Raw genomic sequence first — 22,108 nt, 5'->3', positions numbered from 1 at the left:
GGGCGGGACCTCCTGGTGCTGACGTTATGAGGCAGGGCCGGCGCCGGAGCTTGGCTCGTGGAGCCCTCTACTGCGGGGGTGGGGAGCGAAGGCTCACCACGGCGCCGACCCTGCGCTTGTCACCACCAACCAGCGCGCCCTCCTCGGAAACTGGTCGGTGGCAGGCTTCCGACGTGTGCTCACACCGTCCCAGCCGTGCGTTACGTCACTCCACCCTGACCAACCGTGACCTTCTCGGGGACTTCCCGGTTTCACCGGGAACTCCGGCGAAGGCGGCCTCCGAGGGGCTAACCCCGCCTGCAGCACGGGGGTACTGTGCTGAAGCAGGAGGTCAAACGGCATAGCCGGTTTCCACCAGGAAGGCGGATGGGCATGCGCGAACGGCCCTCAAGTGTCAGACAGCAGCAGGCCGCGCTCAGTGCACAGCTCCGAGCCGAAGGAAAAACCTGGTCGGAGATCGCCGCCGTCTTCCGTGAGCGCTACCGCGTCAATGCTCGGGTAGCGATGCGCCTGGTCCATGGCATGAGCCAGAAGGACGTCGCCGACGCCTGGAATGAACGCTGGCCGGACGAGCCCCGCACCTTCAAGAACATCTCCTATTGGGAGCAATGGCCCAGCAGCACCGGCCATCAGCCGTCGCTGGGCGTACTCAGCCGTTTGGCGGAGCTCTACGAGTGCAGCGTCGTCGATCTCCTCGCCGACTGCGCCGACTACCGCCACCTTGATGACGCCTACCAAACGCGGATACCGAACGCAAAGAACACCGTAGTACCCAGCGGTGCCATTACCGACGACGCAGCGCCCGCTGAGCCAGCGACGAAGTCGTCGTCACTTGCGCTGTATCCGCCCGGCGCTGCTCTGGTTCCCGTGGAGAGCGCCGAAAAGCTGATGGCAGGTGTGCAGCACGTTGATTTCAATGAACTGGCACGGATACTGACCATGTGGGCTGAACGCTTCAATCCCGACCTTGACCGACGGACGCTCCTCTTCAAGCTCAGCAGTGCCTTGGCTGTGGCCGCCGCCTCACCTGTGTTCGACCAGTTGAACCCAGACGAAAATGAGCGCGTTGCCGCCGTGCTGGCTGATCCCAGCCGTCTCGATGGCGTCACCATTTCTCATGCCGAGCAGATGGTCCGGGACTTCCGGCATCAGGGTGATGTACTTGGCCCGCAGGTCACCCTGCAGTCGGTCATGGCCGAGCGCCGCGTTATCCAGAGCATCCTGACAGGCAGCGCGCCGAGCAGACTCCTTCCTCGCATACAGTCCATCTATGCCGAACTGACGCAGCTCGCGGGATGGCTCCTATTCAACTTGGGCGACTATCGGGCTGCAGAGCACTATTACGAGGAAGCCCGCACGGCCGCCCACGATGCACATAACGTGGAGTTGGTGACGTACATCCTGTGCACGATGAGCCACCTGGCGACCTGGCAGGGGAAACCGCGCGTCGGCATCGATCATGCGGTCGCGGCGGAAGTCTGGGCGAGGAAGTCCCACAGCCCTCGGGCGCAGGCCTACGCAAGCGACGTGGCGGCTCGCGCCTACGCCGCGGACAGGGAGTGGGATGCCTGCCGTGAGGCGCTGGACAACGAACGCACCGAACTGGCCAAGGTAGAGCCGACCGAACCAGCCGCGAGCTGGTGGTACTTCCATGACGAGTCGTTCTACTGGGGGACGGAGAGCGAGTGCGCGCTGCTCCGGCACCGACCCAACGAGGCGCTCGACGCCACCGCCGCATCACTCGGCTTGATCGATCCCACCAACCTGCACAACTACGCGGTGACGCTCACCTTCCAGAGCGAAGCCCATATCCAGCAGGGCAACGTCTCCGAGGCATGCCGCATCCTCGGAGACGTTGCCCGGCTCACCGTGGTCAACACGTCGCGGCGCATCGACCAGCGTCTGGTCGTGCTGCGTGGCCAGCTGGACGAATGGAGCAACGCCAAAGCAGTCGCCGAACTCGACGAGACGCTGAGGCTCTACCGTGGCCGCTCGCTGGCGAGCGGCAGAACGAACAAGTCGTAGGCGTCGAAGTAGTCACCTGACGTACCCGGCACCTGGCCGACCATCTGCCAGCCCCATGCCTCGTACACGGCGTGCGTGTCGGCGGCCTTGGGGTTGGTGGCCAGCGTTGCCCGCTCCTCGGAACGACCGGACAGCAGTTCGTCATGGAGACGCCGGCCGACGCCCCTACCCTGCCACGCGCGGCGAACCTCGATCTCCGCCAGAACGAACGTGCGGGTGCCGGTCTCCACCGTGAACCCCTCGGGCGGCTCAGGCCGCAGGCCCTCCCACCAGTAGGTGTTGCCCGCCGGCAGCGGATACCCGAAGGCGAACCCGACCAGATCGCCATCAGCCTCGGCCGTCACCAGCTCGAACCCCTCACGCTCCATCCCCTTGCCCGCCCGCTCGCGAAAGGCGTCCGTCTTCCTCTCGGAGGGATCAACTCCGTAGGCGTCGGCGTAGACCACGCACAGGGCGTCCAGGAGCGAGCGGGCCGCCTGGCTGGTGTAGTGGGTGAGGACGACGTCGCGTGCAGTGCCGGCCATGAGCTCATCGTCGCAGACGCCCATGATGACAACTACGGCCATACACACGCTGGTCGCGGCACTCGACGCCGAAAGAAGAGCCAAGCCATCGTCTTCGGCAACCTGACGTTGGCGCTGATCCGGCAGGACAGGCTGGACGAAGCAGGCGCAGCCATGCACAGCACGATCGACGCAGTGGAGCTGACACGCGTGGGCGGCGGGCTTAATGCGGCCTTCACCGCGGGACCGTACTCATCCCAGATGAATCCACTGAGGTGCCGTACGAGCGGGTGCCGTGGTCGTAGGCTTCCTGGGGTGAGCATCGACGCGGGCCAGGTGTCCCCGGCAGAGCTTCGGAACACGATGGTCGACCAGCTCGTCAAGTGGCGGTCGGTCCGTACGGCGCGGGTCGAGGCCGCGATGCGTGCGGTTCCCCGGCATCTGTTCGTCCCCGGCGTCCCAATCGAGAAGGCCTACGCTCACGACGGAGTCGTCACCCACCCGGGGACGGACGGCCGGCCTCGCAGCATGGCCTCTGCGCCGGCGGTCGTCGCGCAGATGCTCGAGCAGCTCGATGTGCGGCCAGGGCACCGCGTCTTGGAGATCGGCGCGGGCACGGGCTACAACGCTGCGCTTCTTGCGCACCTGGCGGGCCCGGACGGGCAGGTGACGACCATCGACATCGACGATGACGTCGTCGAGGCAGCCCGGCGCGGGCTCGCTGCGGCGCGCTGCGACAACGTGCAGGTGGTCTGCGGCGACGGCGAGTACGGCCATCCCGACCATGCCCCTTACGACCGGCTCATCGTCACCGCCGGCGCCTGGGACATACCGCCCGCGTGGACCGATCAGCTCACCCGGGACGGCAGGATCGTGGTGCCGCTTCGAGTACGGGGGCTGACCCGTTCGGTCGCTCTCGAACGCCAGAACGGCTTCCTGCAGAGCCAGTCCATGCAGTACTGCGGATTCATCCCGATGCGAGGCGCCGGGCACTGCCCCGAGCCCACCCTCAAACTCAGCGACGACATCAAGGTCTACCTGCGGCTCGACGACCGGCAATCGGCAGACGCCCAGACCCTCGGCCGTGCCCTCGATCACCCTGCGTGTCACATCTGGCTGGGCGTCACCGCCGGCGAGGAGGAACTCGGCCACTTCGAGTTCTGGCTGGCCACGATGGACGGGTTCTGCCGCCTGCTCGCACAAGGCGACGCGGTCGACAAGGGCTTGGTCAAGCCCATGTACCTCTGGGGCAGCATGGCCGTGTTCGATCACGACACGTTCGCCTACCTCACCATGCGCGAGGCCCCCCGCGCCAACAACGCACAGAGAACGTTCGAACTAGGCGTCTGCGCGTACGGCCCCCGCGGCAGGGAGCTGGCCGACCGGCTCGCCGATCAGATCCGCAGGTGGGACCGTGACGGCCGGTCACTGACCACGTGGATCGAGGTCCATCCGGCCGGAACCGCCCCCAACGCCGAAGGCGTGCTGGTTGCGGACAAACAACACACGCGCGTGATCGTCCGGACCGCCCGCCCAGGCAGCTGAGCCCTGCGGCGGCCGCGTGGGTGTGGTGTGTACGCGGGTCACTTGGACGTGGTGCTGGACTGGTTCGGCTTGGGCAAGGCCGTGGCGATCTACCAGGTCGCCGAAGTCCTGGTGAACAAGAACCAATGAGGTTGATCCGTCCGTCACAGCCGGATACCTACCAAGACCACACCGGCGCTCGGCGGCCAGTAGAACATCGACACCCGGTCATCGTGACGCTCTGGCTGCCGGCTGAGGTGCCGCAGTGCGGACAGGTGTTCGGCGGGCTGACATCCTGGCGGCCCTTGATGACCTTGACCGACCATCAGGAGGTAGGCGACAGTCGCGGTTGAGAAGGAATCTTCCTGGAAGGTGCAAATACATGCAATATCCTGACGACGGCGACGACCTGCTGGCCACCTTCTTCTGCAAGGACCCGGGTTCGGTGGACATGGACGACTGCGCGGCTTTCTACCGGACCGACCGGCATACCTGGATCGTGCAGGGCAAGCGGCGCGGGGCCAAGGTGGCGGCTCAGCTTCGGGCGCTGGGGGACGATGAGACGTTCGTGGAGATCCCCGAGCCGCTGGTGGAGCTGTTCGTCCGCCGGTACGTCAAGGAGCGATATGGAACTGATCTCGGTAGCGCAGCGGGGCGAGCTGATCGGGAACGCTCGGAGCGTCCTCAAGCTGGAGCTGAGGGATGACTACGCGGTCGACCGTGAGCTGTTCGCGGCGTGGCGGGCAGGTGACTTCGAGGCGGTGGCCCGCAGTGCCCAGGCTTCACGTGACAAGGTCGCCGCGCGTGTCGCGGCGGGGATGAGTCTGCGGCGGGTGAAGGTGGTGTCCGAGCCGCTGTCGGAATACCAGCGGTTCGCCTTCGACTACAGCGAACATGCCGTGGATGCCGGCGAGGACATCCGGTGGGTTCCCCGGCGGCTGGTGTCCACCGTGCTGCTGCCGGGCAACGACTTCTTCGTCCTGGACGACGAGATGGTGATCTTCAACGTTCTCGATGGCGCCAACGACCGGGCCGAACAGCAGCTCTACCGGGACGCCGAGGTGGTGAAGCTGTGCCGCGATTCCTTCGAGGCGGCCTGGGCGGTGTCGATCCCGCACCGTGAGTACCACCCTGCCTAAGCATTGTCCGATCAGGCGGTCGCCGCCCGCAAAGCGTTCGCCGTGCGGCTCCGTGATCTGCGCAGGGACGCGGGCCTGACGGGGCGGCAGCTGGCTGCGCTCACCGGCCTGCACAACACCAAGATCTCCCGGATCGAGCACGCTCAGCAGAACCCGTCAGAAGACGACATCCGAGCGTGGTGCATCGCCTGCGGCGCGGCTCGGCAGATCCCCGAGCTGATCGCCGCGCACCGCGAGGTCGAGCAGATGTGGGCCGAGCACCGGCGCGAGCTGCGCGCCGGGATGGTGCACATCCAGTCGCGCAGCACACCGCTGTATGAGAACACCCGGTTGCTGCGCGCCTACGAATCCAACGTCGTGCCCGGCATCCTCCAGACACGCGGGTACGTGGTGGCGGCCCTGACGACCAGCGCCCGCGTCCACGGCCTTCCCCTTGAGGACGTGGAGGGGGCGGCCGATGCCCGGCTGTCCCGCCAGCACCTGGTGACGGAGCCGACCGGCGACAACACCTACAGCTTCGTGATCGAGGCCGGCGCGCTGGAACACGGCTTCGGGGGCGATGCGGTGATGCACGAGCAGCTCGACTTCCTGCTGCGCGTGACCCGGCTGCCGAACGTGGCGTTCGGGATCATCCCTCCCCTGAGCGGCCGGACCATCCGACCGGGGGAGGGCTTCTACATCTTCGACGACCAGCTCGTACGCAGCGAGATGTGGTCGGGAGGGTTCCGCACACGACGGCCCGACCAGATCGCCTACTTCGTGAGGATCTTCGACATGCTGCGCGAGCTGGCCGTCTATGGTGCCGCCGCGCGAGAGTTGATCGAGGCGGCGCGAGGGTTCCTGCAAACTCGTGAAAACTCCTAGTCCTGTCGGAACTGGCGCTCCTACGGTCGAAGCGAACCCGCTGCTGACCCGGAGGCCACCGTGAACAACCCTGTCGGCACGCCCGTGACGATGTTTGCGGTCGAGGCGTGATGGAGTTCGACGCATCACGCAACAGGACCCTGACCGCTGAGCCGTTCGCCGCCCACTCGACCAAGGCTCATTTGTCGGCCCTGGCCGACACGTTGGAAAAGGCGGGGATGCGGGCGCGGATCATCGACAGGAGCACTGGCCCGGACGTGATGCGCTGTTGGAACCCACAGGTGATGTGCACCTCGCTGGAGGTCACCTGCCAGCAGCACCCGGAACGGGACGAACTGGCGTTCTTCATGGGCGGAGAGGTCCTTGCCGCCGCTGACCGTCCAGAAGACGCCGCCGCGATCCTGACCGAACGCCTTCAGGGGTGCGGCCCATAGAGCCCGGTAGTCAGCCATAGAGGTCGCCCGGCTCCTGGCACGGTACGGCGGTTCAACGGGTCCGCATCGCGGTCGTCGTTCAGGCTGTGGGCAAGCCGGTCGTCGTCCGGCAGCCGGAATGGCGGTTACGGCACCGCATGAGACATCCGGCGACCAACACCAGTGACAACCACGAAACGCAGTGTGGGAGAGGAACGTTCAGTGTCTGATGCCGCCGATTCAGCCCGTGCCGAGCAGCTGCGCAGCGGGCTTGTCGACGCACTCGTCACCGACGGTGTGATCACATCCAGGGAGGTCGAGACCGCGTTCCGTACGGTGCCCCGGCACATGTTCGCCCCCGAGGCGTCCCTGGAGGAGGCGTATGCCCAAGATCGGCTGGTCACCAAGCGGGACGAGCACGGAATCACGATCAGCTCGGTCTCGGCGCCCCAGATCCAGGCGATGATGCTGGAGCAGGCCGAGCTCGGGCCGGGCATGCGGGTGCTGGAGATCGGCTCGGGCGGTTACAACGCCGCGTTGATGGCGGAACTGGTCGGCCCGGGCGGCGTGGTCACCACCATCGACATAGACCCGGATGTGATCGACCGGGCCCGCCGCTTCCTGAAAGAAGCCGGCTACCCCCACGTCAACGTCGTACTGGCCGACGGCGAGCAGGGGTGCGCCGAGCACGCACCCTTCGATCGGATCATGGTGACGGCCGGGGCCTGGGACATCCCGCCTGCGTGGGTGGACCAGCTCACCGAGGGCGGGTCCATCACGGTACCGCTGCGGATGCGGGGTCTGACCCGCTCGATCACCTTCACGCGCGTTGGCGACCACCTGGAGAGCCGCTCGGCGAGGGTGTGCGGGTTCGTCGCGATGCAGGGAGCCGGGCGGCACCGCGAGCGGCTGCTGTTGCTGCGCGGCAAGGAGATCGGGTTGAGGTTCGACGACGGCTGGCCGGCCGATCCCGATCTGCTCAACGGCGCGTTCGAGGCCGGAGACGCGCGCGTGTGGTCAGGGGTGACGGTCGGGCGCAGGGAGCCGTTCGACACGCTCCAGTTGTGGCTGGCGACGGCCCTGGACGGCTTCTGCTTGCTGTCGGTGGACAAGGACCTGGACAGCGGGCTGGTCCGCCCGGTCAACCGCATCGCCGCTCCCGCCGTGGTCGAGGGGGCCGGCTTCGCCTACCTCACCGTGCGCGGCGTGGACGAGACCTCGGTGGAGTTCGGCGCGCACGCGTTCGGGCCCGATGCCGTCAGGCTGGCCGAGACGATGGCCGAGCAGGTGGGGGTGTGGGACCGCGTCCACCGCACCGGGCCTGGCCCGCGGTTCGCGGTGTATCCAGCGCATATCCCCGTGGGGCGGTTGCCCGACGGGCTGGTCATCACCAAACGGCACGTCCACGTCACAGTCTCCTGGCCGGCGGCGCAGCCTTCCGCCGCAGGCCAGCGTGTCCCCGCACCCCCAACCGAGTAAGGAGAAGTGATCCACATGGGCACGGGTAACGGCATCTCGGGCGTCCTGGCGTCCGCCGGCACCGCCTTGGATGAGGAGTTCGCGCTGGATGTGCGCGTGGTGGAGGCGTCGCAGCCGGTCGGCGGTCTGCTGCTGAGCACCAGCGACAACTGCGGCTCCACCTGCGATGGCACCGCCTGCACCTCCGCCATGGCCTACCCCGCCTGACGTTTGCACCGGGATCGGTACGCCTGCTGGTGCGCTGGCGCATGACGCGCCCGGCGTACCAGCGGGCGCCAGCGGCAGCGGCGACGCGGAGGGAGGGCGAGCGGCCGATGGCGGCGGGAGAAGCGGTGTATCGGCATACCGGTGCGGTCTTGCTCCGCGGCACTACCTGCCCGGGTGGGCTGACGCTGCCCGATGATGTGGACCTGTTCGGTGACACCGTGGTGGAACGGGGCCGCGCCTGGTTGACACAGGTATGGCAACGTAGTGAAGTTCGCCAGGCGGTGCAGCTCGCCAGCCCGGTGCTGTCCCGTCGCGTCGAGCGGACGCTGGCGGGTGAGCCGGATGCCCGGCAGATGCGCCGCGTCGTGCTCTCGCTGGTCTCCTACCTGCTGCGCTGGCAGGGCCGGGCGACCCCGTTCGGGCTGTTCGCGGGGGTGACAGCCGCCGGTGTGGGCGGGGACCCGGTGGTGCGCTGGGGCCAGGACCACCGGGTGGTGGCGCGGGCGGACGCGGCGTGGGTGGGCGCCGTCCTCGGCCGTCTGGAACGGTGTCCTCGCCTGTTGGACCGGCTGCCCGTGATGGTCGACAACACTGCGGTCGTGCGTGGCGACCGGCTGGTGATCTGCGGCCAGCCCTCGGACGAAAGGCCCGCCCAGCTGGCCCCAGCGGAGGTTTCCGTCCGCAATATCCGGCCGGTGGACGCCACGGTCCGAGCCACCCAAGAGCCCCTGCCGTTCGGCGAGTTGGCCAAGTTGCTGCGCACCGATTACCCGGCTGTGCCAGCGGACCAGATCCGCGCGATGCTGACCAAGCTCGCCGCCCAGCACATCCTGATCACCGCCCTTCGGGCGCCGATGACCACGCCTGACGCCTTGGCGCACGTCAACGCTCAGCTCAAAGCCGTCGGTGCCGAGGAACTGAGCGGCCTGGCGGAGATGGCGGCGGAGCTGGCAGCGATCCACGACGAGCTTTCACGCATGACCTGCGCCACGACCTCGTCCATCGGCGGGATGCCCGGACCTGAGCGGCTGGCCGACCGGATGAGAGCGGTGTGCGATGCCGTCGAGCAGCCGCTGCATGTGGATGTGGGCCTGGACTGTGACGTCACCCTTCCCGGCTCGGTGCTCCGCGAAGCCGAGGCCGCCGCCGCGACGTTGTTGCGGTTGACGCCGTATCCGTTCGGCTACCCGCACTGGAAAGATTTCCACGTCCGTTTCAAGACCCGATATGGCATCGGCGCCGTCGTACCCGTTCGCGACCTGGTGGCGGACAGCGGGCTGGGGCTGCCTGCCGGATTTCTCGGCTCTCCGTACGCACGCACCGCCCCCACGTTGACCGAACGCGACCACGCGCTGCTCGCGTTGGTCCAGCAGGCGACGCTGGAGGGCCGCGAGGAGATCGTGCTGACCGAAGCCATCATCGATTCCCTCACCGTCGGTGACCAGGGAGAAGTGCTCCCTCCGCCCCAGGTGGAGCTGGCTTTTCAGCTCCACGCTCCATCCCTGGCCGCGGTGGCGGATGGGACGTTCCGCCTGCTGGTGGTCGGCACGCCCAGGCCCAGCAGCAGCATGGCCGGGCGATTCGCCCAGCTACTGCCTGACGCCGACCGGGACCGGCTCTGCAACGCTTACCGCGCGGTGAGCGGTAGCGGCGCTGTGGCGGCTCAACTGTCGTTCCCGCCGCGGCGGCGCAGCAGCGAGAACGTCGCACGCACGCTCCAACTGCTGCCCCAGGTGATCTCCCTGGCGGAACACCGCCCCTCCGGCGGCGAAGGGCTGATCGCCCTGGACGACCTGGCGGTCACCGCCGATGCCCGGCAGATGTACCTGGTGCAACTGTCGACCGGCCGCCGCATCGAGCCGCGTATCGTCCATGCGCTGGAGGCCGGGGTGCTGACCCCGCCGCTTGCGCGGTTCCTCGCCGAGGTGACCACGGCCCGATGCGCCGTCTACACCGGCTTGGACTGGGGAGCCGCCGCACGCCTGCCCTACCTGCCCCGGGTGCGTTACGGCCGGGCGGTGCTGTCGGCGGCCCGCTGGCTGCTGACCGCCGCCGATCTGCCCGCCCATGGCGCCCCGTGGCCCGAGTGGGACAAAGCGCTGCATGCCTGGTGCCGTCGTCGGGGTGTCCCGTCTGCCGTCGTGCTGTGCGAAAGCGAACGGCGCTTGCCGCTCGATCTGGGCCATCATCTGCACCGGGCATTGCTGCGCACCCGACTCGATCGCGCCCGCCAAGTCGAGTTGCGCGAGGCTCCCGACCCGAGCGGCCTGGCCTGGATCGGCCGCGCCCACGAGTTCCTCGTTCCCCTCCGCCTGGCTCAGCCCAAGATGGCCGAGAATCAGCCGAAGAGCGTGCCCGGGAGCACGTCTGCACACACAGCTGGGCGAACGGCCGGTCGGGAGGCAGGGCATCCGCCGGGAACATCGGTGTGGCTGTATGCGCAGATCGGCGGGCACCCGGCCCGCCAGGATGAAATTCTTCTCGATCATCTGCCCCGTCTGTTCGACGGCTGGGACGAGCAGCAGGTGTGGTGGTTCTCCCGTCATCGAGAGATGACGCGCCCCACCGATGAGCAGCACCTGAACGTGTACGTACGGTTGTCCGACCCTGCCGGCTACGGAGACGCCGCCGCCCGTGTCGGCAGGTGGGCCGTCCACCTCCGCAACCGTGGCCTCGTGCCGTACCTGCGGCTGGACACCTACCATCCCGAGACCGGGCGGTTCGGCCATGGCACGGCGATGGCCGCGGCCGAGGAGGTCTTCGCCGCCGACTCGGCCTCCGCCCTCGCCCAGCTCGCGATGGCGGCCCGAAGCGGCACACCGGCGCAGGCGCTCATCGTCGCCAGCCTGGTCGACCTGGCCTCCTCCTACGCCGACATCCCCGGCCGGGGACTGCGCTGGCTGATCGACCGGCTCCCCCGTCAGCAGGGGTGGGTGGATCCCGCGCTACGCGAGATGGCGCTGGAACTGGCCGACCCTTGCCAGGAGTGGTCGGCGTTGCGAGCCCTGCCCGGCGGTGAGGACGTGGTGGCGGCCTGGGCCAGGCGGCGAACGGCGCTGGCCGCCTACCGTACCCACCTCGCCACGCAGCGAGATCCTTCCTCGGCGATGCGGTCCCTGCTTCACCTGCACCACGTCCGGGCTCTGGGCGTCGACCCCGAGCGCGAGCGCATCAGTAACCGACTGGCTCGCGCCGCCGCACTCCGCCAGATCGCCCTCTCCCTCGGGAACGAGCAGTGACCGTGCCCATCCGCCTCAAACCGGCCCTGAGCCAAGCCGCCGAAACACTCTCCCGGCAGTTGGCGCCGTTGGCGGTGCCCGCTGACCAGCCCGGGTGGGGCCAGTCACTGGCCAAGGGAGCCGCGGGGATCGCACTGCTGCACATCGAACGCGCCCACACCGGCGAGGGAAGCTGGCATACCGCACACGACTGGGTGAAGGCGGCCACCCGCGAGGACGTCAGCGCCGCCAACGACGCGGGGCTGTACTTCGGCGTGCCCGCGATCGCCTTTGTCCTCCACGCGGCCGGCGCTGACGGGACCGCCCGTTACGGTGCCGCGCTCGCGCGGATCGACACCCATCTCACCGCGTTGGCGCACCGCCGGGTCGACCTCGCCCTGGAGCGCATCAATCACGGCCGACGGCCGGCGTTCGCCGAATACGACCTGCTGCACGGCCTGACCGGGATCGGCGCGTACCTGCTCACGCACGCCCCTGGCAGCGACGCCCTGGGCCGCATCCTGGCGTATCTGGTCCGCCTGACCGGCCCGCTGCACGCCGACGGCCAGACCCTGCCCGGCTGGTGGGCCCCACATGCTCCCAACCTCAGGAGCTCACCCGACCTCCCAGGTGGACACGCGAATCTCGGCATCGCCCACGGCATCACCGGACCGCTCGCCCTGCTCGCCCAAGCCATGCGGGCAGGAATCACCGTCGACCGGCACGCCGACGCCATCCACGGCATCTGCGCCTTCCTGGACACCTGGCGGCAGGACACCGACACCGGACCGTGGTGGCCGCAATGGATCACCCTCGACGACCTGCGCACCGGCCGCCCGAGCCAGCCTGGCCCTGCGCGGCCGAGCTGGTGCTACGGCACTCCCGCAATCGCCCGTGCCCAGCAACTGGCCGCCATCGCCACCGGCGACCCCCACCGCCGCCAGTTCGCCGAACATGCCCTGGCCGCCTGCCTGTCCGACCCCGACCAGCTCGGCCAGATCGTCGATACGAGCCTGTGTCACGGATGGGCCGGGCTGTACCAGACCGCCGCCCGCGCCGCCCACGACGCGCTCACCTCGCGGATCAGCGCCAGCCTGCCGTACCTGACCGAGATGCTGATCCACCGCGCCGCCACGCGGTGCCAGGCTGCCGGGCTCCTGGAAGGTCAGGCGGGTCTTGCGCTCGCTTTGCACACCGCCGCACACACCGAGCCGCCGATCTCCGGATGGGACACATGCCTGATGATCAACTGACCCGCCCCCAGGGCAGCCGCACAGAGGGCCAGGCGGCAGCGAACATTGCGCCGCACGAAACGGCCGACGGCGTACTGGCGGTCCTGGCCGGTGTACCGGTGGTCCACGCCGCAGCCCGCATCGGGATGCAGCCCGCCGACCTCGCCGACGCCGTCGAGGTGTACCGAGCGGCCGGATACGCCGCGCTTCACGCGCAAGCTACCGACCGTACTTGGTACCAGGCCCGCATTCAGTTCACCGACTGGGGCACCGCCGAGCACATCGCCGCCGCCCACCTCGCCCCGCGCTTGAGTGCGCTCCAGGAAGCGCGGCTCGTCGTGTCGTGGTGGTTCATCCGCAAGGCCCCCTCATGGCGGCTGCGCGTGCTACCTGCCCCCGCTGCTTCCGCCGACATGAAGGCGGCCGTCAGCACCATCCTGGACGGCCTTGCGGCAGAAGGGCTGATCGCGCGGTGGCGGGAAACCATCTACGAACCGGAATCAGCCGCGTTCGGCGGGCCCGCGGCGATGGAGCTCGCCCACGCTCTCTTCCATGCCGACAGCCGCGGCATCCTCGACTATGCGCTCCGCCCCACCGCGCCGAGCGGATCGACCATCGGACGCCGGGAACTATCGATCCTGCTGTGCAGCGCCCTGCTACGCGGCGCGAAACAGGACTGGTACGAGCAAGGCGACGTCTGGCACCGCGTCGCGCGGCTACGCCCCCTCGCCCCCGACACGCCCACCCAGCGGCTGCCCGAGCTGGCAAGGGACCTTCGGCTACTGATGACCGCCGACACCCGCCCCACCGGACCGCTCTTCGGCCCGAACAGGCCACTGGCCTTCGCCTCGTCCTGGATCACCGCGTTCGACGTCGCCGGCCGCGCCCTGGAGGAAGCGGCAGGCAACGCGAGCCTGGAGCGGGGACTGCGCGACGTTCTCGCCCACCATGTGATCTTCCACTGGAACCGGCTCGGTCTGCCAGCCAGCACCCAGAGCATCCTCGCGCGAGCGGCACGCGACACCATCCTGGACCAGCCGCTCCCGTCACCCGGCTCCCACTCCGCGGATGGCCGGTGATGTGGCCACGGCCCGACGACCCCGAGGTCGTCAAGCGGATGCGCGCCGCCCACCGGCGTGCCCGAGCCGCCATGGGCGTCACCACGGACAAGGACGCCCACGAGACGTGGGGCTGGCGCGGCAGAACACTGGGCCGGCCCGTCACGACACCGGACGGCTCGGCCTGGCTCCGCGTGGCCTGCGCCCCGATCGGCCAGGTCGTCGCCACGTTCTGGGACGGTTCCGTCCAAGCCGAAAAGTCCATGCCCGGCTCGATCCCCCGCCCCCGGCTGCGTTCCTGGCACGACTGGAACGATCAGCGCTGGCAGTACCGCGCGGAACTGTACGGCCGCGTGACCGCCCGCCCCGTCGCAACATCTCCAGTGCTGACGACGAACCCCGACCTGCCGCCCGGCTGGTGGACTGCGGTACGAGCCGTGCTCAACGACATCGCCGCAGTTCCCACCCGGCGCGTCACCATCCACCAGACCTTTCTCGACCACGCCATGCCCCGGCTACTCGGCACGCCCATCGACACCACGGCCCCGCACCCCTGGACCACGGCCCACGGCGACTTCCACTTCGCCAACATCTGCGCGCCCACCCTGCACGTATTCGACTTCGAAGGCTGGGGCCTGGCCCCAGCCGGATACGACGCCGCGATGCTCCACAGCTACAGCCTGCTGGTCCCCTCGACCGCCGACCGCATCCGCAGCGAGCTCGCCCACATACTCGACACCCCTTCCGGCCGGTTCGCCGAACTGGCCGTCATCACCGAACTCCTCCACGCCACCACCCGCGGTGACCACCTCGCCCTGGCCGAACCCCTACGTCAACGCGCCAGCCTTCTCCTGGGACGCGCCATCCCTCCCCCACCGCCTGTCGAGCAGGTGATGACGGCCCTCAACCCACCGCAGCAAGGACAGCAGCCGACTTTCGGCGCAAATAGCTAGGCCACTCATTAATCTTCGAAATAAGACTCGTAGTCCTCGGAGTCGACGTAGTTCTCAACGAACTTGTCCAGCCCTGCGGCCTCCAACTCATCCGGGCCGTCCAGCCGCAACTCACAGCAACCGCAGACGAAACGTTCGATGACCAGCGTGCAGTAGGCACCTGCAATGTAGGACATGTAGCCGCCGCGGCCATCCGGCTCTACATCAACGTCCACATCATAATCAGGTTCACCGAAATAGCTCGCTTCCTCATCCTTGCAGGCCGGACAGGTGGCCGCTGCCCGCCTCTGCGTGGGGGTCACGAAGATGAGAGGGGTCTGAGCCTGCCGGGCCACCATGAACGGGCCATGCTCATCTTCGGGGATCCTTTTCAACAGCTCGGTGATACGAAGCTTGGCCGCCGCCACCCGATGCCGAACATCCCGCTCGATCTCAGTCAGCGCATGTGAGATCAGCGAGTCGACCAGCTCTGCATGGATGCCCCACCGGTCACCGGCGCCGACCTCCAGTTCTTCGAACAACTCGTTGGCGTACCGCAGGAACGCCGTCAGGATCTCCCGGGTGTTCTCCGTGGTCAGATAGCCGACGTGGACGACACCGTCTCGCACCTCGACGAGCTGGCTCAGCTGTGTCTTGGGTGCCCGCAGCGTCGGCAGGACGTGCTCGACCCGCGCCAGGGCCTCCTTGGCGCTGATGGTCTTGGGATGCTGGAGCTTGCGTGCCTTCGCCCCCAGGCCGACCAGGTGCAGCAGGGAGTCGAGCTGGCCGTTGCGGAGCTCCATCAGCAGAGCCGGATGCAGGCTGTACAGGTACGCCTTGGACAGGTGCTCCATGGCGATGGCCGCGTTGGCCAGGATGACCCGAGTGTCGTCCTCCAGGTAGGCGCGCAATGCCCGGTCGGCGAAGTCACGGGCAGAGGTGAGGAGCTGGTCGCGGTCGACGATCGTCACGTCGATGACGGTACGACCGGGACGTGCCGAACGCACCCTGGTTCCTGGCCGTAGCCGGCATGACCGGAGTCTGTGGGGCTCCTGCGCCTTGAGGATCCCAGCTCTGTTGTGCGTGACCCAGGCTGGCCTGAGTTGGGTTGATCAGGTGTACGAGCGGTGAGCGACGGGACTGCGTACTCTTGGGCGGTGTTCTACAGGGTTCTTGGGTGGAAACGAAACCGGGCCATACGCCGATAGAACGATGATGGAATGCATGACGGGGACTGGTGTATGAGCTTTCCGCATAGGGAAGAAGAAATCCACCGCTCGGCTACCGACTATGACAAGCGACTGCAGCTCGCGATCAGAAAAGCACGGGATCTTCCTGAAGAAGTCCTGGAGAGGCTGCCAGTCGACGCCGCCGCAGAAGCCGTAGTGAATGAGTGTGCCGCCGCACCAGTGGTGGTCGACCATGCGGGACTTTGGCTGGATTCGAAGGAAGCACCTCCCCGCAGAGGGCACGAGCATGAAGAGTGGCGGGTGATTTTTTCGTTCAATGTCACCGTCGATGGAGCAACGCATGCACTGACTCAGCATGCTGCTCGCGCCGGCCTTCCACTCTCGTCACGTACGGTCGGAGATCAGCCGTCAACGGTGACGCTGAGCTTCGTGGGCACCAACGATGAGATGGCGATGCTGGATTCCGAGAGGCTTCGTCAATCCATCGACGACTTCCACGAACGCATCAGGCAGGCTGCCGAGGCGGCGAACGAGGAGATCAACGCGCATCGGGCGCAGGTGCGCGAGCAGGTCACAGCGATCTTGGAGTCGAGGGCGCGTCGCATCAAGGCATTCAAGGCCGCGACTAGCGCGCTGGGAATCCCGGTCGCACCAAGGGATGAGAACCAACGGATCCCGTTGCGATCCCGCGCATTGACGCTTCAGCAACTCGATCAGGCCGTTGGCTCCGGGCGTCCGGAGTGGCACCTCCAAGAGGAGATAGCCGAAGATGTGATATCCATGATCATGTCGTTCACGGCCGCGCTGGAACGGCTCGTGGAGACCACGAACAAGCTGGCCAGAGAGGATGAGGAGACCCTACGAGACCTTCTCCTGTTCATCCTCAATGCCAACTACCAAGGGGCCGCCACCGGGGAGACGTTCGTCGGAAAGGGCAAGACGGACATCCTGCTCCGTTGGCACGACCGGAACGCCTTCATCGGCGAGTGCAAGTTCTGGAACGGACCTGAAAAGTTCGTCGAGGCCGTCGACCAGCTACTCGGCCTGTACACGGTCTGGAGAGACACCCGGGTAGCCATCGTGCTCTTCATCCGCGACAGGAAGAACGTAACCGCCGCAATCGACAAGGCCCGCTCCCAGCTGGCCGAGTACGAACGCACCCTCCAGGTGATCACCCCGGATGACCCTATGAAGCGAAGCGACTTCCTCATCCATGCGGCAGGTGATGAACAGCGCGTCATCCGCCTGTCCTTGCTGCCCGTGGTGATCCCCCGAGCCTAAAGCCTGTTGCAGAAGGCTGAGGTCAGGGCATTTTTCGTGTATGGGCAGGGTGGTGCTGCGGACTGAGCCGCGGTGGATCGAGGTGTTCACCGGGCTGCGGGAGGCCCGGTTCCGGCGGCTGGTACGGGCGGTGCGCGAGCGTGGCGGCAACGGCTCGCCATCGGGCGTCCGTGGTGTCTGCCGCTGGCCGAGCGGGTGCTGCCGGTGGCGGTGTTGGACCGCACGAACCTGACGATGCGGCAGCCGGCGCCGCTGTTCGGCACCTCGGCGGCGACGGTATGCCGAGTGGTGCAGCGGCTCGGCTCGCTGCCGGCGCTGGAGCCGGCGCCCCGCCCCAAGATGCGGGGGAGCGATTGTGGATCGCATGCGGCACCATGGTCCCGTCCGTGATCGGCAGGTGGCTCTTCTGGCCGCAACTACCGGTTCTCGGCCAACGTGCAGGTCATCATCGACGCCGACACCCGTCTGGTCGTGGCCGCGGGCCCGCCCGGTGCCCGGCACCACCGCTGGCGCCCAGGCCTGGCGCGCCTCCGGGCTGGCCGCCCACTGCCAGGGCGTCACGCTCTTGGGCGACGGCGCCTACATCGGCTGCAGGCCGGCCGTCCTGCACCGCAAACGCCCTGACCGGCCGCTGTTCCCGGTCCAGGAGGAGGACAACGCCGAGCACTGCAGAGTCCGCGTCCGCATCGAGCACGCCTTCGCGCGGATGAAGAACTACAAGACCCTGCGTGGCTGCCGACACGCGGCGGCGGCCTTCACCACGCCGTCCAAGCCATCGCCCACCTGCACAACATCGCCCTGGCCGCATGACCCGGCACGAACACACGAGCGGCCCGAACCTGCCCGCTCACAGCCTTCTGCAACAAGCTTTAGGGCAGCTGGTATTGCTCATGTGGGATCGCCCGTTCCCACACCTGCTCGAACGCCGCCAGGCAGCGCGCGACCACGGTCGGGTCGTTGCTGCTCTTCTCCTCGGGGATCTCGGTGCCGTCCCCTCCACAGAAGTTGAACATCACCAGTTTGTGGTCGAACAGCCAGAAGTCCGCACCGGGCAGCATCAGATCCCACGCCCGGTCACGCGGCAGCCACCGCACCTGCTCCCCCGCATCGACGTTCTGGGCGGTGAGCATGTGCTCCCACCGGATGTAGTCCGACGGCGGTTCGGAGATCACGCGAGCGCGACGGATCGTCACGCCGCGTCCCACCGCGTCCTGGACGATCTGACGCCAGTTGGTCATCTCGTACCAGCCCGAGCCGCCCGACAGGAAGTCCTGATAGGCCGGGTGGGAGGGGTCGTAGGTGTCGCGCATCTCCAGGTGCAGCGCGGTGTGCTTGGCGACCTTGAGCGCTTCGGTGCTGTCGGCCGGACCGTGCCCCAGGCGGCCCGGTTCGTAGGTGCCGGCGGCGGCCTCGGCGATGATCGATGTCATGCGGGCCGGGAGCCGCACCACCGCCTCATCGGCGTGGAGGGTGCCGTGCCGGGCGATCTCGGCGAGGACCAACGGGTCGGTGATGAGCAGGCCCCGGAAGTAGAAGTCTCCCGTGTTGGGGTCGATGTACACGATGGGGCAGTGTCCCTCGGGCGAGTCAGGGTCCTCACCGATCAGTTCGAGCGGCATCACGGCCCTCCGTTCCACACCGAACCTGAGACGTCTTCGCCGCCTGACAGTCGCCCGCGTCGACTTCAGGCCTCAAGGCCATCGTGGAGCCTGGTGATGATCTGTCGGGCCTTATGGCCGGTGACGGCCAACGACGTCAACCGCTTCCACACCGCCAGATAGTCTGCGGCTTCTGCCGGCTGGGACACCGGCAGAAAGCCTGACACCCGTTCCACGGTGACCAGCTCGGTGTCGCTGATGACGAAGGTGTGCTCCGGCCACACCCGACGCCTGGCGTGAGTGCGGTCAGCGTTCAGCGGGATGATCCCCCAGCGACACCGACGGCCACCGCGCCGTCGTCAGCAGATACTGCACTGCTCGGCGTGTACCTCTGCCAGAACGACACCAACACCTACAAGCACTGGTGCTGGCGCAGGGTGTCCCGCCTGCGCTGGCTGGCTCGATGCCTCCCTCATGGACGTCCTCACTCTCGTCCTGCCGCTGGCCTCCTAACAAGCGGACCCGAAGCCAGCCGGTGATCACCGGTAGGGGACGTGTCGGGTGCGCTGTCCCCAGCGGGTCCAGAACGGCAGCGGCAGGCAGCCTCTGAGCCCGGTGTTCGTGGTCGACGTCTCCCGGGAGCCGTCGGGCAGGGTGACCACGACCCGAACCCGGTGGGGAGCCTGGATGGAATACACCCTGCCGTCGATGAGAGCCTGGGTGATCTTCTCGATGAAGTCCAGGTCCTCGGGAGTGCGGCCCAGCTCCCAGCGCACCCCGCCGACGTCGAGCTGGAAGATGATGTCACCGCGGTAGATCCAGCCGAACCCGAGCGCGCCAGGACGTGTCGGGGTGACCCACGCCATCCACCAGTCACCGTCGTCATCCTGGACCTCGATGGCCGGACCGAGGTCGTCCTTCAGACGGTCCAGCAGCCGCCTGAGCCGAGCGCGGGTTTCCTGGTCCCCCAGGTCCGGGGATTCGATCTTGGCCACGGAAGCACCATAAGCCCCATGGGCAGAGCCGATCATGGTCAAGGCTCTGCCCGTTCCGGCGAGCGGGCAGAGCAGCCACATCAATCGCTGCGGACGTCCGGGCTCCCGCCTCGACGGCAAGCTCTCATGCATTACCGGATCACCTCTGTTTCAATCTGGCACATTCCACCCATAACAGACTTGATGGCGACCGGACATGGCAGCGCTTTGAAACTTGCTGATGCATTTTTTCTCAAGGTCAGGCCGGTTTCGAAGCGAAGGTGTTGCCGCAGGATTACCATCACAGCTCGCACAGGCTTGCGAAGCCTTCTCACGCATAGGTGGGCGAGCCGGTCGTGATCAAGGGTCTGGAGGTGCCGAGTTGGACAGCATTGGCCGATATGGGGCCTCCACCACACCGTTTCGCCGAATCTTCTCCTTGGCCACGGTTCAGCTCGGCATCCTTGTCTCACTGGGATGCAGCAACAACGATGGCGCGGCGGTCGACCTCCCGCCGAAGCCGAGTACGGACATCACAGTTCCCACAGCCGTCACCCCGTCCCCGGCAGACGAGACGGCCGAGGTCCGGCGTACCTATGTCGAGTCGGTGGCGCTTCTGGACCGGGCGGACACCCTCCCGGAGGGGACCCGTCGGCAGCGGCTGGCCCAGTACCTGACTGATCCGCAGCTCTCCCGCATCCTCGATCGGATCAAGGACCTGCACGCGGAGAACCTCACCTCGTACGGCGCCTCAGTCCCGCACATCAAGAGCGTCAAGGTGGAAGGCGACAAGGCGACTGTTCACGACTGCCAGGACAGCAGCAACTCCGGCCTGATGGACGCGACGACTCAGCGGAAGATCAACCGCGGGGTCAAGGAAGAGAGCATCAAAGCGCTCATGCAGAAGCACTCGGACGGACGCTGGAGGATCAGCAAGTTCGTTGTGCTGGGTGAGGGTTGCTGACGGAATGTACGTGACCGCCGCTCTGGTGGGCTCTCCTGTGCTCGCGCTCTTGATGGCCGGTGCCCCATCCGCACTCGATCCCATACCGCCTCAAGTCAATAAGAAAAGTTATTTCTACGGCGTTCGATCGGACAGCCGCCCGCAGGCTGTTGGAGTCGGCGGCCAAGGACAGCCTGTGCAGAACTCGGCCGGCGACAGTGCATCCGGGGAACCACCGCCCAGGTTGTGCGCCTGGTGGCGAGCCGGACTGGGCGCTTGCGATGAAATCCCGCTCCCGGCTGAGGGGGGCGGCAAGCCGAAAGTCTCGCCTGGGCAGTTGGCGATCACGGAGTGGGGGCGGTTGCCGGTTCCGGCACCTGTGGTGCGGTCTGCTCCGCCTCGGGGGCGTGACGGGCTGGTGGGGTTGCCGCATTGGTTCTGGGTGGCGAACTGGCGGCCGTTGACCAGCCGGGCCGAGGCGGGCGGGGTGTGGATCGAGGTCACCGCCAGGCCGCAGACGCTGTTGATCGAGCCGGGGAACGGGCAGGCGGCGGTGCGGTGTGCGGGGCCTGGGGCGGCGTATGACCGGTCTCGGCCTGCGGTTTCTCAGCGGACGGATTGCTCGTACACGTTCACGCGGTCGTCGGCCGGGCTGCCGGGCGGGGCGTATCGGGTGCGGGTGACGGTCGTGTGGGGCGGTACGTGGGTCGGTTCGGGCGGCGCGGGTGGGGCGTTGCCGCCGCTGACTCGTTCGGTGACGTTCCCGGTCCGGGTGGCCGAGGCGCAGGGCTTGTACAGGTAGGGGGCGTTCATGGCGACGAGTGGTAAGACTTCGCCGAAGGTTCCGGGGCCGCGGGAGGCGGGGGACGTCTCGGTGGGGCGTGCGCCTGGGCGGGTGTCTCGGCGGTTGGCGCGGCAGCGGCGGCCTGGGTGGATCGCCGCCGGGGTGCTGCTGGTGGCGTTGGCGGTGTTGACGAACGTCTACCTGTTCCAGAGCTCCAGTGAGCGGGTGCCGGTCGTTCGGGTGGCTCGGGATGTGCCGGTGGGGCAGGAGATCGGGCGGGCTGATCTGGATGTCGCCCAGGTGGCGGTGGATTCGGTAGTGCAGACGATTCCTGGCGGCCGGTTGGACGAGGTGGTCGGGCGTCGGGCGGCCGTGGGGTTGAAGCGGGGGACGTTGCTGGCGGCGTCGCAGGTGACGGGGCAGGTGTCGCCGCAGCCGGGGCAGGCGTTGGTGACGGTGCCGCTGAAGCCGAGTCAGGTGCCGGCGGGGCTGGCTCCTGGGTGGCAGGTGCGGGTGGTGTTCACGCCCGGGAACGGCTCGCAGGCGTCGGCGGGTGCCGCTGGCGGCGTGGAGAGCCGGGCGGGGGCCGGGGACGTTGCGGCGGTCGTCGATCAGGTGGGCGAGCCGGATGCCGAAGGCACGGTCGCGGTGTCGTTGCTGGTGGCCGATGCGCAGAGCAGCGCGGTGGCGCGGCAGGCGGCGGCCGGGCTGGTGGCGCTGGTGGTCACGGCGAGGAGGGGCTGA

The 22,108-nt window shown here is 67.8% G+C and carries 21 protein-coding genes and 1 pseudogene; 16 read left to right on the top strand and 6 right to left on the bottom strand.

Going from position 1 to position 22,108, the window contains the following annotated elements:
* Window positions 1-366 precede the first annotated feature (366 nt).
* Complete coding sequence (locus tag HNR21_RS09710; protein ID WP_182704947.1) at window positions 367-2,025, top strand: NsdA family TPR-like regulatory protein; 1,659 nt, start codon at window positions 367-369, stop codon at window positions 2,023-2,025.
* On the opposite strand, the gene HNR21_RS09705 is transcribed toward HNR21_RS09710, so the two are convergent.
* A complete protein-coding gene (locus HNR21_RS09705; protein ID WP_182704946.1) occupies window positions 1,980-2,549 on the bottom strand; it encodes a GNAT family N-acetyltransferase in 570 nt (189 codons plus the stop codon). The genes HNR21_RS09710 and HNR21_RS09705 overlap by 46 nt on opposite strands.
* A gap of 294 nt (window positions 2,550-2,843) precedes the next feature.
* Here HNR21_RS09705 and fxlM (HNR21_RS09700) point away from each other — a divergent pair, with 294 nt between their 5' ends.
* The 11 genes from fxlM (HNR21_RS09700) to HNR21_RS09650 all read left to right on the top strand — a co-directional run bounded on the left by fxlM (HNR21_RS09700) (window position 2,844) and on the right by HNR21_RS09650 (window position 14,615).
* Window positions 2,844-4,073, top strand: coding sequence for a methyltransferase, FxLD system (gene fxlM / locus HNR21_RS09700; protein ID WP_182704945.1), 1,230 nt, complete (start codon window positions 2,844-2,846; stop codon window positions 4,071-4,073).
* A gap of 361 nt (window positions 4,074-4,434) precedes the next feature.
* A complete protein-coding gene (locus tag HNR21_RS09695) occupies window positions 4,435-4,758 on the top strand; it encodes a hypothetical protein (protein ID WP_182704944.1) in 324 nt (107 codons plus the stop codon).
* Window positions 4,679-5,191, top strand: a complete 513-nt coding sequence (locus HNR21_RS09690; protein WP_182704943.1) for a DUF6879 family protein — start codon at window positions 4,679-4,681, stop codon at window positions 5,189-5,191. Before HNR21_RS09695 ends, HNR21_RS09690 begins: the two co-directional genes overlap by 80 nt.
* 3 nt (window positions 5,192-5,194) lie before the next feature.
* A complete protein-coding gene (locus tag HNR21_RS09685) occupies window positions 5,195-6,055 on the top strand; it encodes a helix-turn-helix domain-containing protein (protein ID WP_182704942.1) in 861 nt (286 codons plus the stop codon).
* Between the two features lie 110 nt (window positions 6,056-6,165).
* Window positions 6,166-6,489 (top strand): hypothetical protein, encoded by a 324-nt coding sequence (locus tag HNR21_RS09680; protein WP_182704941.1) that lies wholly within the window; start codon window positions 6,166-6,168, stop codon window positions 6,487-6,489.
* 162 nt (window positions 6,490-6,651) lie between these two features.
* Window positions 6,652-7,947: a methyltransferase, FxLD system gene (gene fxlM, locus HNR21_RS09675; RefSeq protein ID WP_376766579.1), complete on the top strand. Its 1,296-nt coding sequence runs from the start codon at window positions 6,652-6,654 to the stop codon at window positions 7,945-7,947.
* A 15-nt stretch (window positions 7,948-7,962) separates the two neighbouring features.
* Window positions 7,963-8,154: an FxLD family lanthipeptide gene (locus tag HNR21_RS09670; protein WP_182704939.1), complete on the top strand. Its 192-nt coding sequence runs from the start codon at window positions 7,963-7,965 to the stop codon at window positions 8,152-8,154.
* A 107-nt stretch (window positions 8,155-8,261) separates the two neighbouring features.
* Window positions 8,262-11,393, top strand: a complete 3,132-nt coding sequence (locus HNR21_RS09665) for a lantibiotic dehydratase (RefSeq protein ID WP_182704938.1) — start codon at window positions 8,262-8,264, stop codon at window positions 11,391-11,393.
* A complete protein-coding gene (locus HNR21_RS09660; protein ID WP_312880951.1) occupies window positions 11,390-12,625 on the top strand; it encodes a lanthionine synthetase C family protein in 1,236 nt (411 codons plus the stop codon). The genes HNR21_RS09665 and HNR21_RS09660 overlap by 4 nt, the downstream gene beginning before the upstream one ends.
* The gene (locus HNR21_RS09655) at window positions 12,607-13,683 is read left to right on the top strand and encodes a thiopeptide-type bacteriocin biosynthesis protein (protein WP_182704937.1); all 1,077 of its coding nucleotides are present in this window, start codon (window positions 12,607-12,609) and stop codon (window positions 13,681-13,683) included. Before HNR21_RS09660 ends, HNR21_RS09655 begins: the two co-directional genes overlap by 19 nt.
* Window positions 13,683-14,615, top strand: coding sequence for a hypothetical protein (locus HNR21_RS09650; protein WP_220500109.1), 933 nt, complete (start codon window positions 13,683-13,685; stop codon window positions 14,613-14,615). Before HNR21_RS09655 ends, HNR21_RS09650 begins: the two co-directional genes overlap by 1 nt.
* A gap of 8 nt (window positions 14,616-14,623) precedes the next feature.
* Here the strand turns inward: HNR21_RS09650 and HNR21_RS09645 are convergent, their stop codons facing one another.
* Window positions 14,624-15,565 carry a hypothetical protein gene (locus HNR21_RS09645; RefSeq protein WP_182704936.1) on the bottom strand — a complete coding sequence of 314 codons (942 nt, stop codon included), beginning with the start codon at window positions 15,563-15,565 and terminating at the stop codon, window positions 14,624-14,626.
* Window positions 15,566-15,835: 270 nt separating this feature from the next.
* Between HNR21_RS09645 and HNR21_RS09640 the strand changes: the two genes are divergently transcribed.
* Both HNR21_RS09640 and HNR21_RS36610 read left to right on the top strand, forming a co-directional pair.
* Window positions 15,836-17,065: a hypothetical protein gene (locus tag HNR21_RS09640; protein ID WP_182704935.1), complete on the top strand. Its 1,230-nt coding sequence runs from the start codon at window positions 15,836-15,838 to the stop codon at window positions 17,063-17,065.
* Window positions 17,066-17,429: 364 nt separating this feature from the next.
* Window positions 17,430-17,789 (top strand): annotated as a pseudogene (locus HNR21_RS36610) (transposase family protein); the annotation flags it as partial.
* Between the two features lie 145 nt (window positions 17,790-17,934).
* Here the strand turns inward: HNR21_RS36610 and HNR21_RS09630 are convergent.
* From HNR21_RS09630 to HNR21_RS09620, 3 genes are all read right to left on the bottom strand, one after another.
* Entirely contained in the window at window positions 17,935-18,684 is a 750-nt protein-coding gene (locus HNR21_RS09630; protein WP_246442054.1) for a DUF6879 family protein, read from the bottom strand.
* Between the two features lie 65 nt (window positions 18,685-18,749).
* Window positions 18,750-18,947 carry a hypothetical protein gene (locus HNR21_RS09625; protein WP_182704934.1) on the bottom strand — a complete coding sequence of 66 codons (198 nt, stop codon included), beginning with the start codon at window positions 18,945-18,947 and terminating at the stop codon, window positions 18,750-18,752.
* A gap of 255 nt (window positions 18,948-19,202) precedes the next feature.
* Window positions 19,203-19,658, bottom strand: a complete 456-nt coding sequence (locus tag HNR21_RS09620) for a hypothetical protein (RefSeq protein ID WP_182704933.1) — start codon at window positions 19,656-19,658, stop codon at window positions 19,203-19,205.
* Window positions 19,659-20,076: 418 nt separating this feature from the next.
* On the opposite strand from HNR21_RS09620, the gene HNR21_RS09615 reads away from it, so the two are divergent.
* On the top strand, window positions 20,077-20,601 hold the full coding sequence (locus HNR21_RS09615; RefSeq protein WP_182704932.1) for a hypothetical protein: 525 nt from the start codon (window positions 20,077-20,079) through the stop codon (window positions 20,599-20,601).
* 585 nt (window positions 20,602-21,186) lie between these two features.
* On the opposite strand, the gene HNR21_RS09610 is transcribed toward HNR21_RS09615, so the two are convergent.
* Window positions 21,187-21,393, bottom strand: coding sequence for a hypothetical protein (locus HNR21_RS09610; protein ID WP_182704931.1), 207 nt, complete (start codon window positions 21,391-21,393; stop codon window positions 21,187-21,189).
* Between the two features lie 133 nt (window positions 21,394-21,526).
* Between HNR21_RS09610 and HNR21_RS35940 the strand changes: the two genes are divergently transcribed.
* Complete coding sequence (locus HNR21_RS35940) at window positions 21,527-22,108, top strand: SAF domain-containing protein (protein ID WP_182704930.1); 582 nt, start codon at window positions 21,527-21,529, stop codon at window positions 22,106-22,108.

The sequence above is a fragment of the Thermomonospora cellulosilytica genome (genome assembly GCF_014138835.1).
In the GTDB taxonomy this organism is placed as follows: Bacteria; Actinomycetota; Actinomycetes; order Streptosporangiales; family Streptosporangiaceae; genus Thermomonospora; species Thermomonospora amylolytica.
This window is presented reverse-complemented; position numbering and strand designations above follow the sequence as displayed.

What these genes read in the sequence shown, in the direction of transcription:
- HNR21_RS09665 (WP_182704938.1), top strand. Translation starts at nt 8,262, where the DNA reads ATGGCGGCGGGAGAAGCGGTGTATCGGCATACCGGTGCGGTCTTGCTC.
- HNR21_RS09640 (WP_182704935.1), top strand. Translation starts at nt 15,836, where the DNA reads ATGAGCTTTCCGCATAGGGAAGAAGAAATCCACCGCTCGGCTACCGAC.
- HNR21_RS09610 (WP_182704931.1), bottom strand. Translation starts at nt 21,393, where the DNA reads ATGAACGCCCCCTACCTGTACAAGCCCTGCGCCTCGGCCACCCGGACC.
- HNR21_RS09710 (WP_182704947.1), top strand. Translation starts at nt 367, where the DNA reads ATGGGCATGCGCGAACGGCCCTCAAGTGTCAGACAGCAGCAGGCCGCG.
- HNR21_RS09655 (WP_182704937.1), top strand. Translation starts at nt 12,607, where the DNA reads ATGCCTGATGATCAACTGACCCGCCCCCAGGGCAGCCGCACAGAGGGC.
- HNR21_RS09650 (WP_220500109.1), top strand. Translation starts at nt 13,683, where the DNA reads ATGTGGCCACGGCCCGACGACCCCGAGGTCGTCAAGCGGATGCGCGCC.
- HNR21_RS09690 (WP_182704943.1), top strand. Translation starts at nt 4,679, where the DNA reads ATGGAACTGATCTCGGTAGCGCAGCGGGGCGAGCTGATCGGGAACGCT.
- HNR21_RS09670 (WP_182704939.1), top strand. Translation starts at nt 7,963, where the DNA reads ATGGGCACGGGTAACGGCATCTCGGGCGTCCTGGCGTCCGCCGGCACC.
- HNR21_RS09630 (WP_246442054.1), bottom strand. Translation starts at nt 18,684, where the DNA reads ATGCCGCTCGAACTGATCGGTGAGGACCCTGACTCGCCCGAGGGACAC.
- HNR21_RS09705 (WP_182704946.1), bottom strand. Translation starts at nt 2,549, where the DNA reads ATGGCCGGCACTGCACGCGACGTCGTCCTCACCCACTACACCAGCCAG.
- HNR21_RS09695 (WP_182704944.1), top strand. Translation starts at nt 4,435, where the DNA reads ATGCAATATCCTGACGACGGCGACGACCTGCTGGCCACCTTCTTCTGC.
- HNR21_RS09680 (WP_182704941.1), top strand. Translation starts at nt 6,166, where the DNA reads ATGGAGTTCGACGCATCACGCAACAGGACCCTGACCGCTGAGCCGTTC.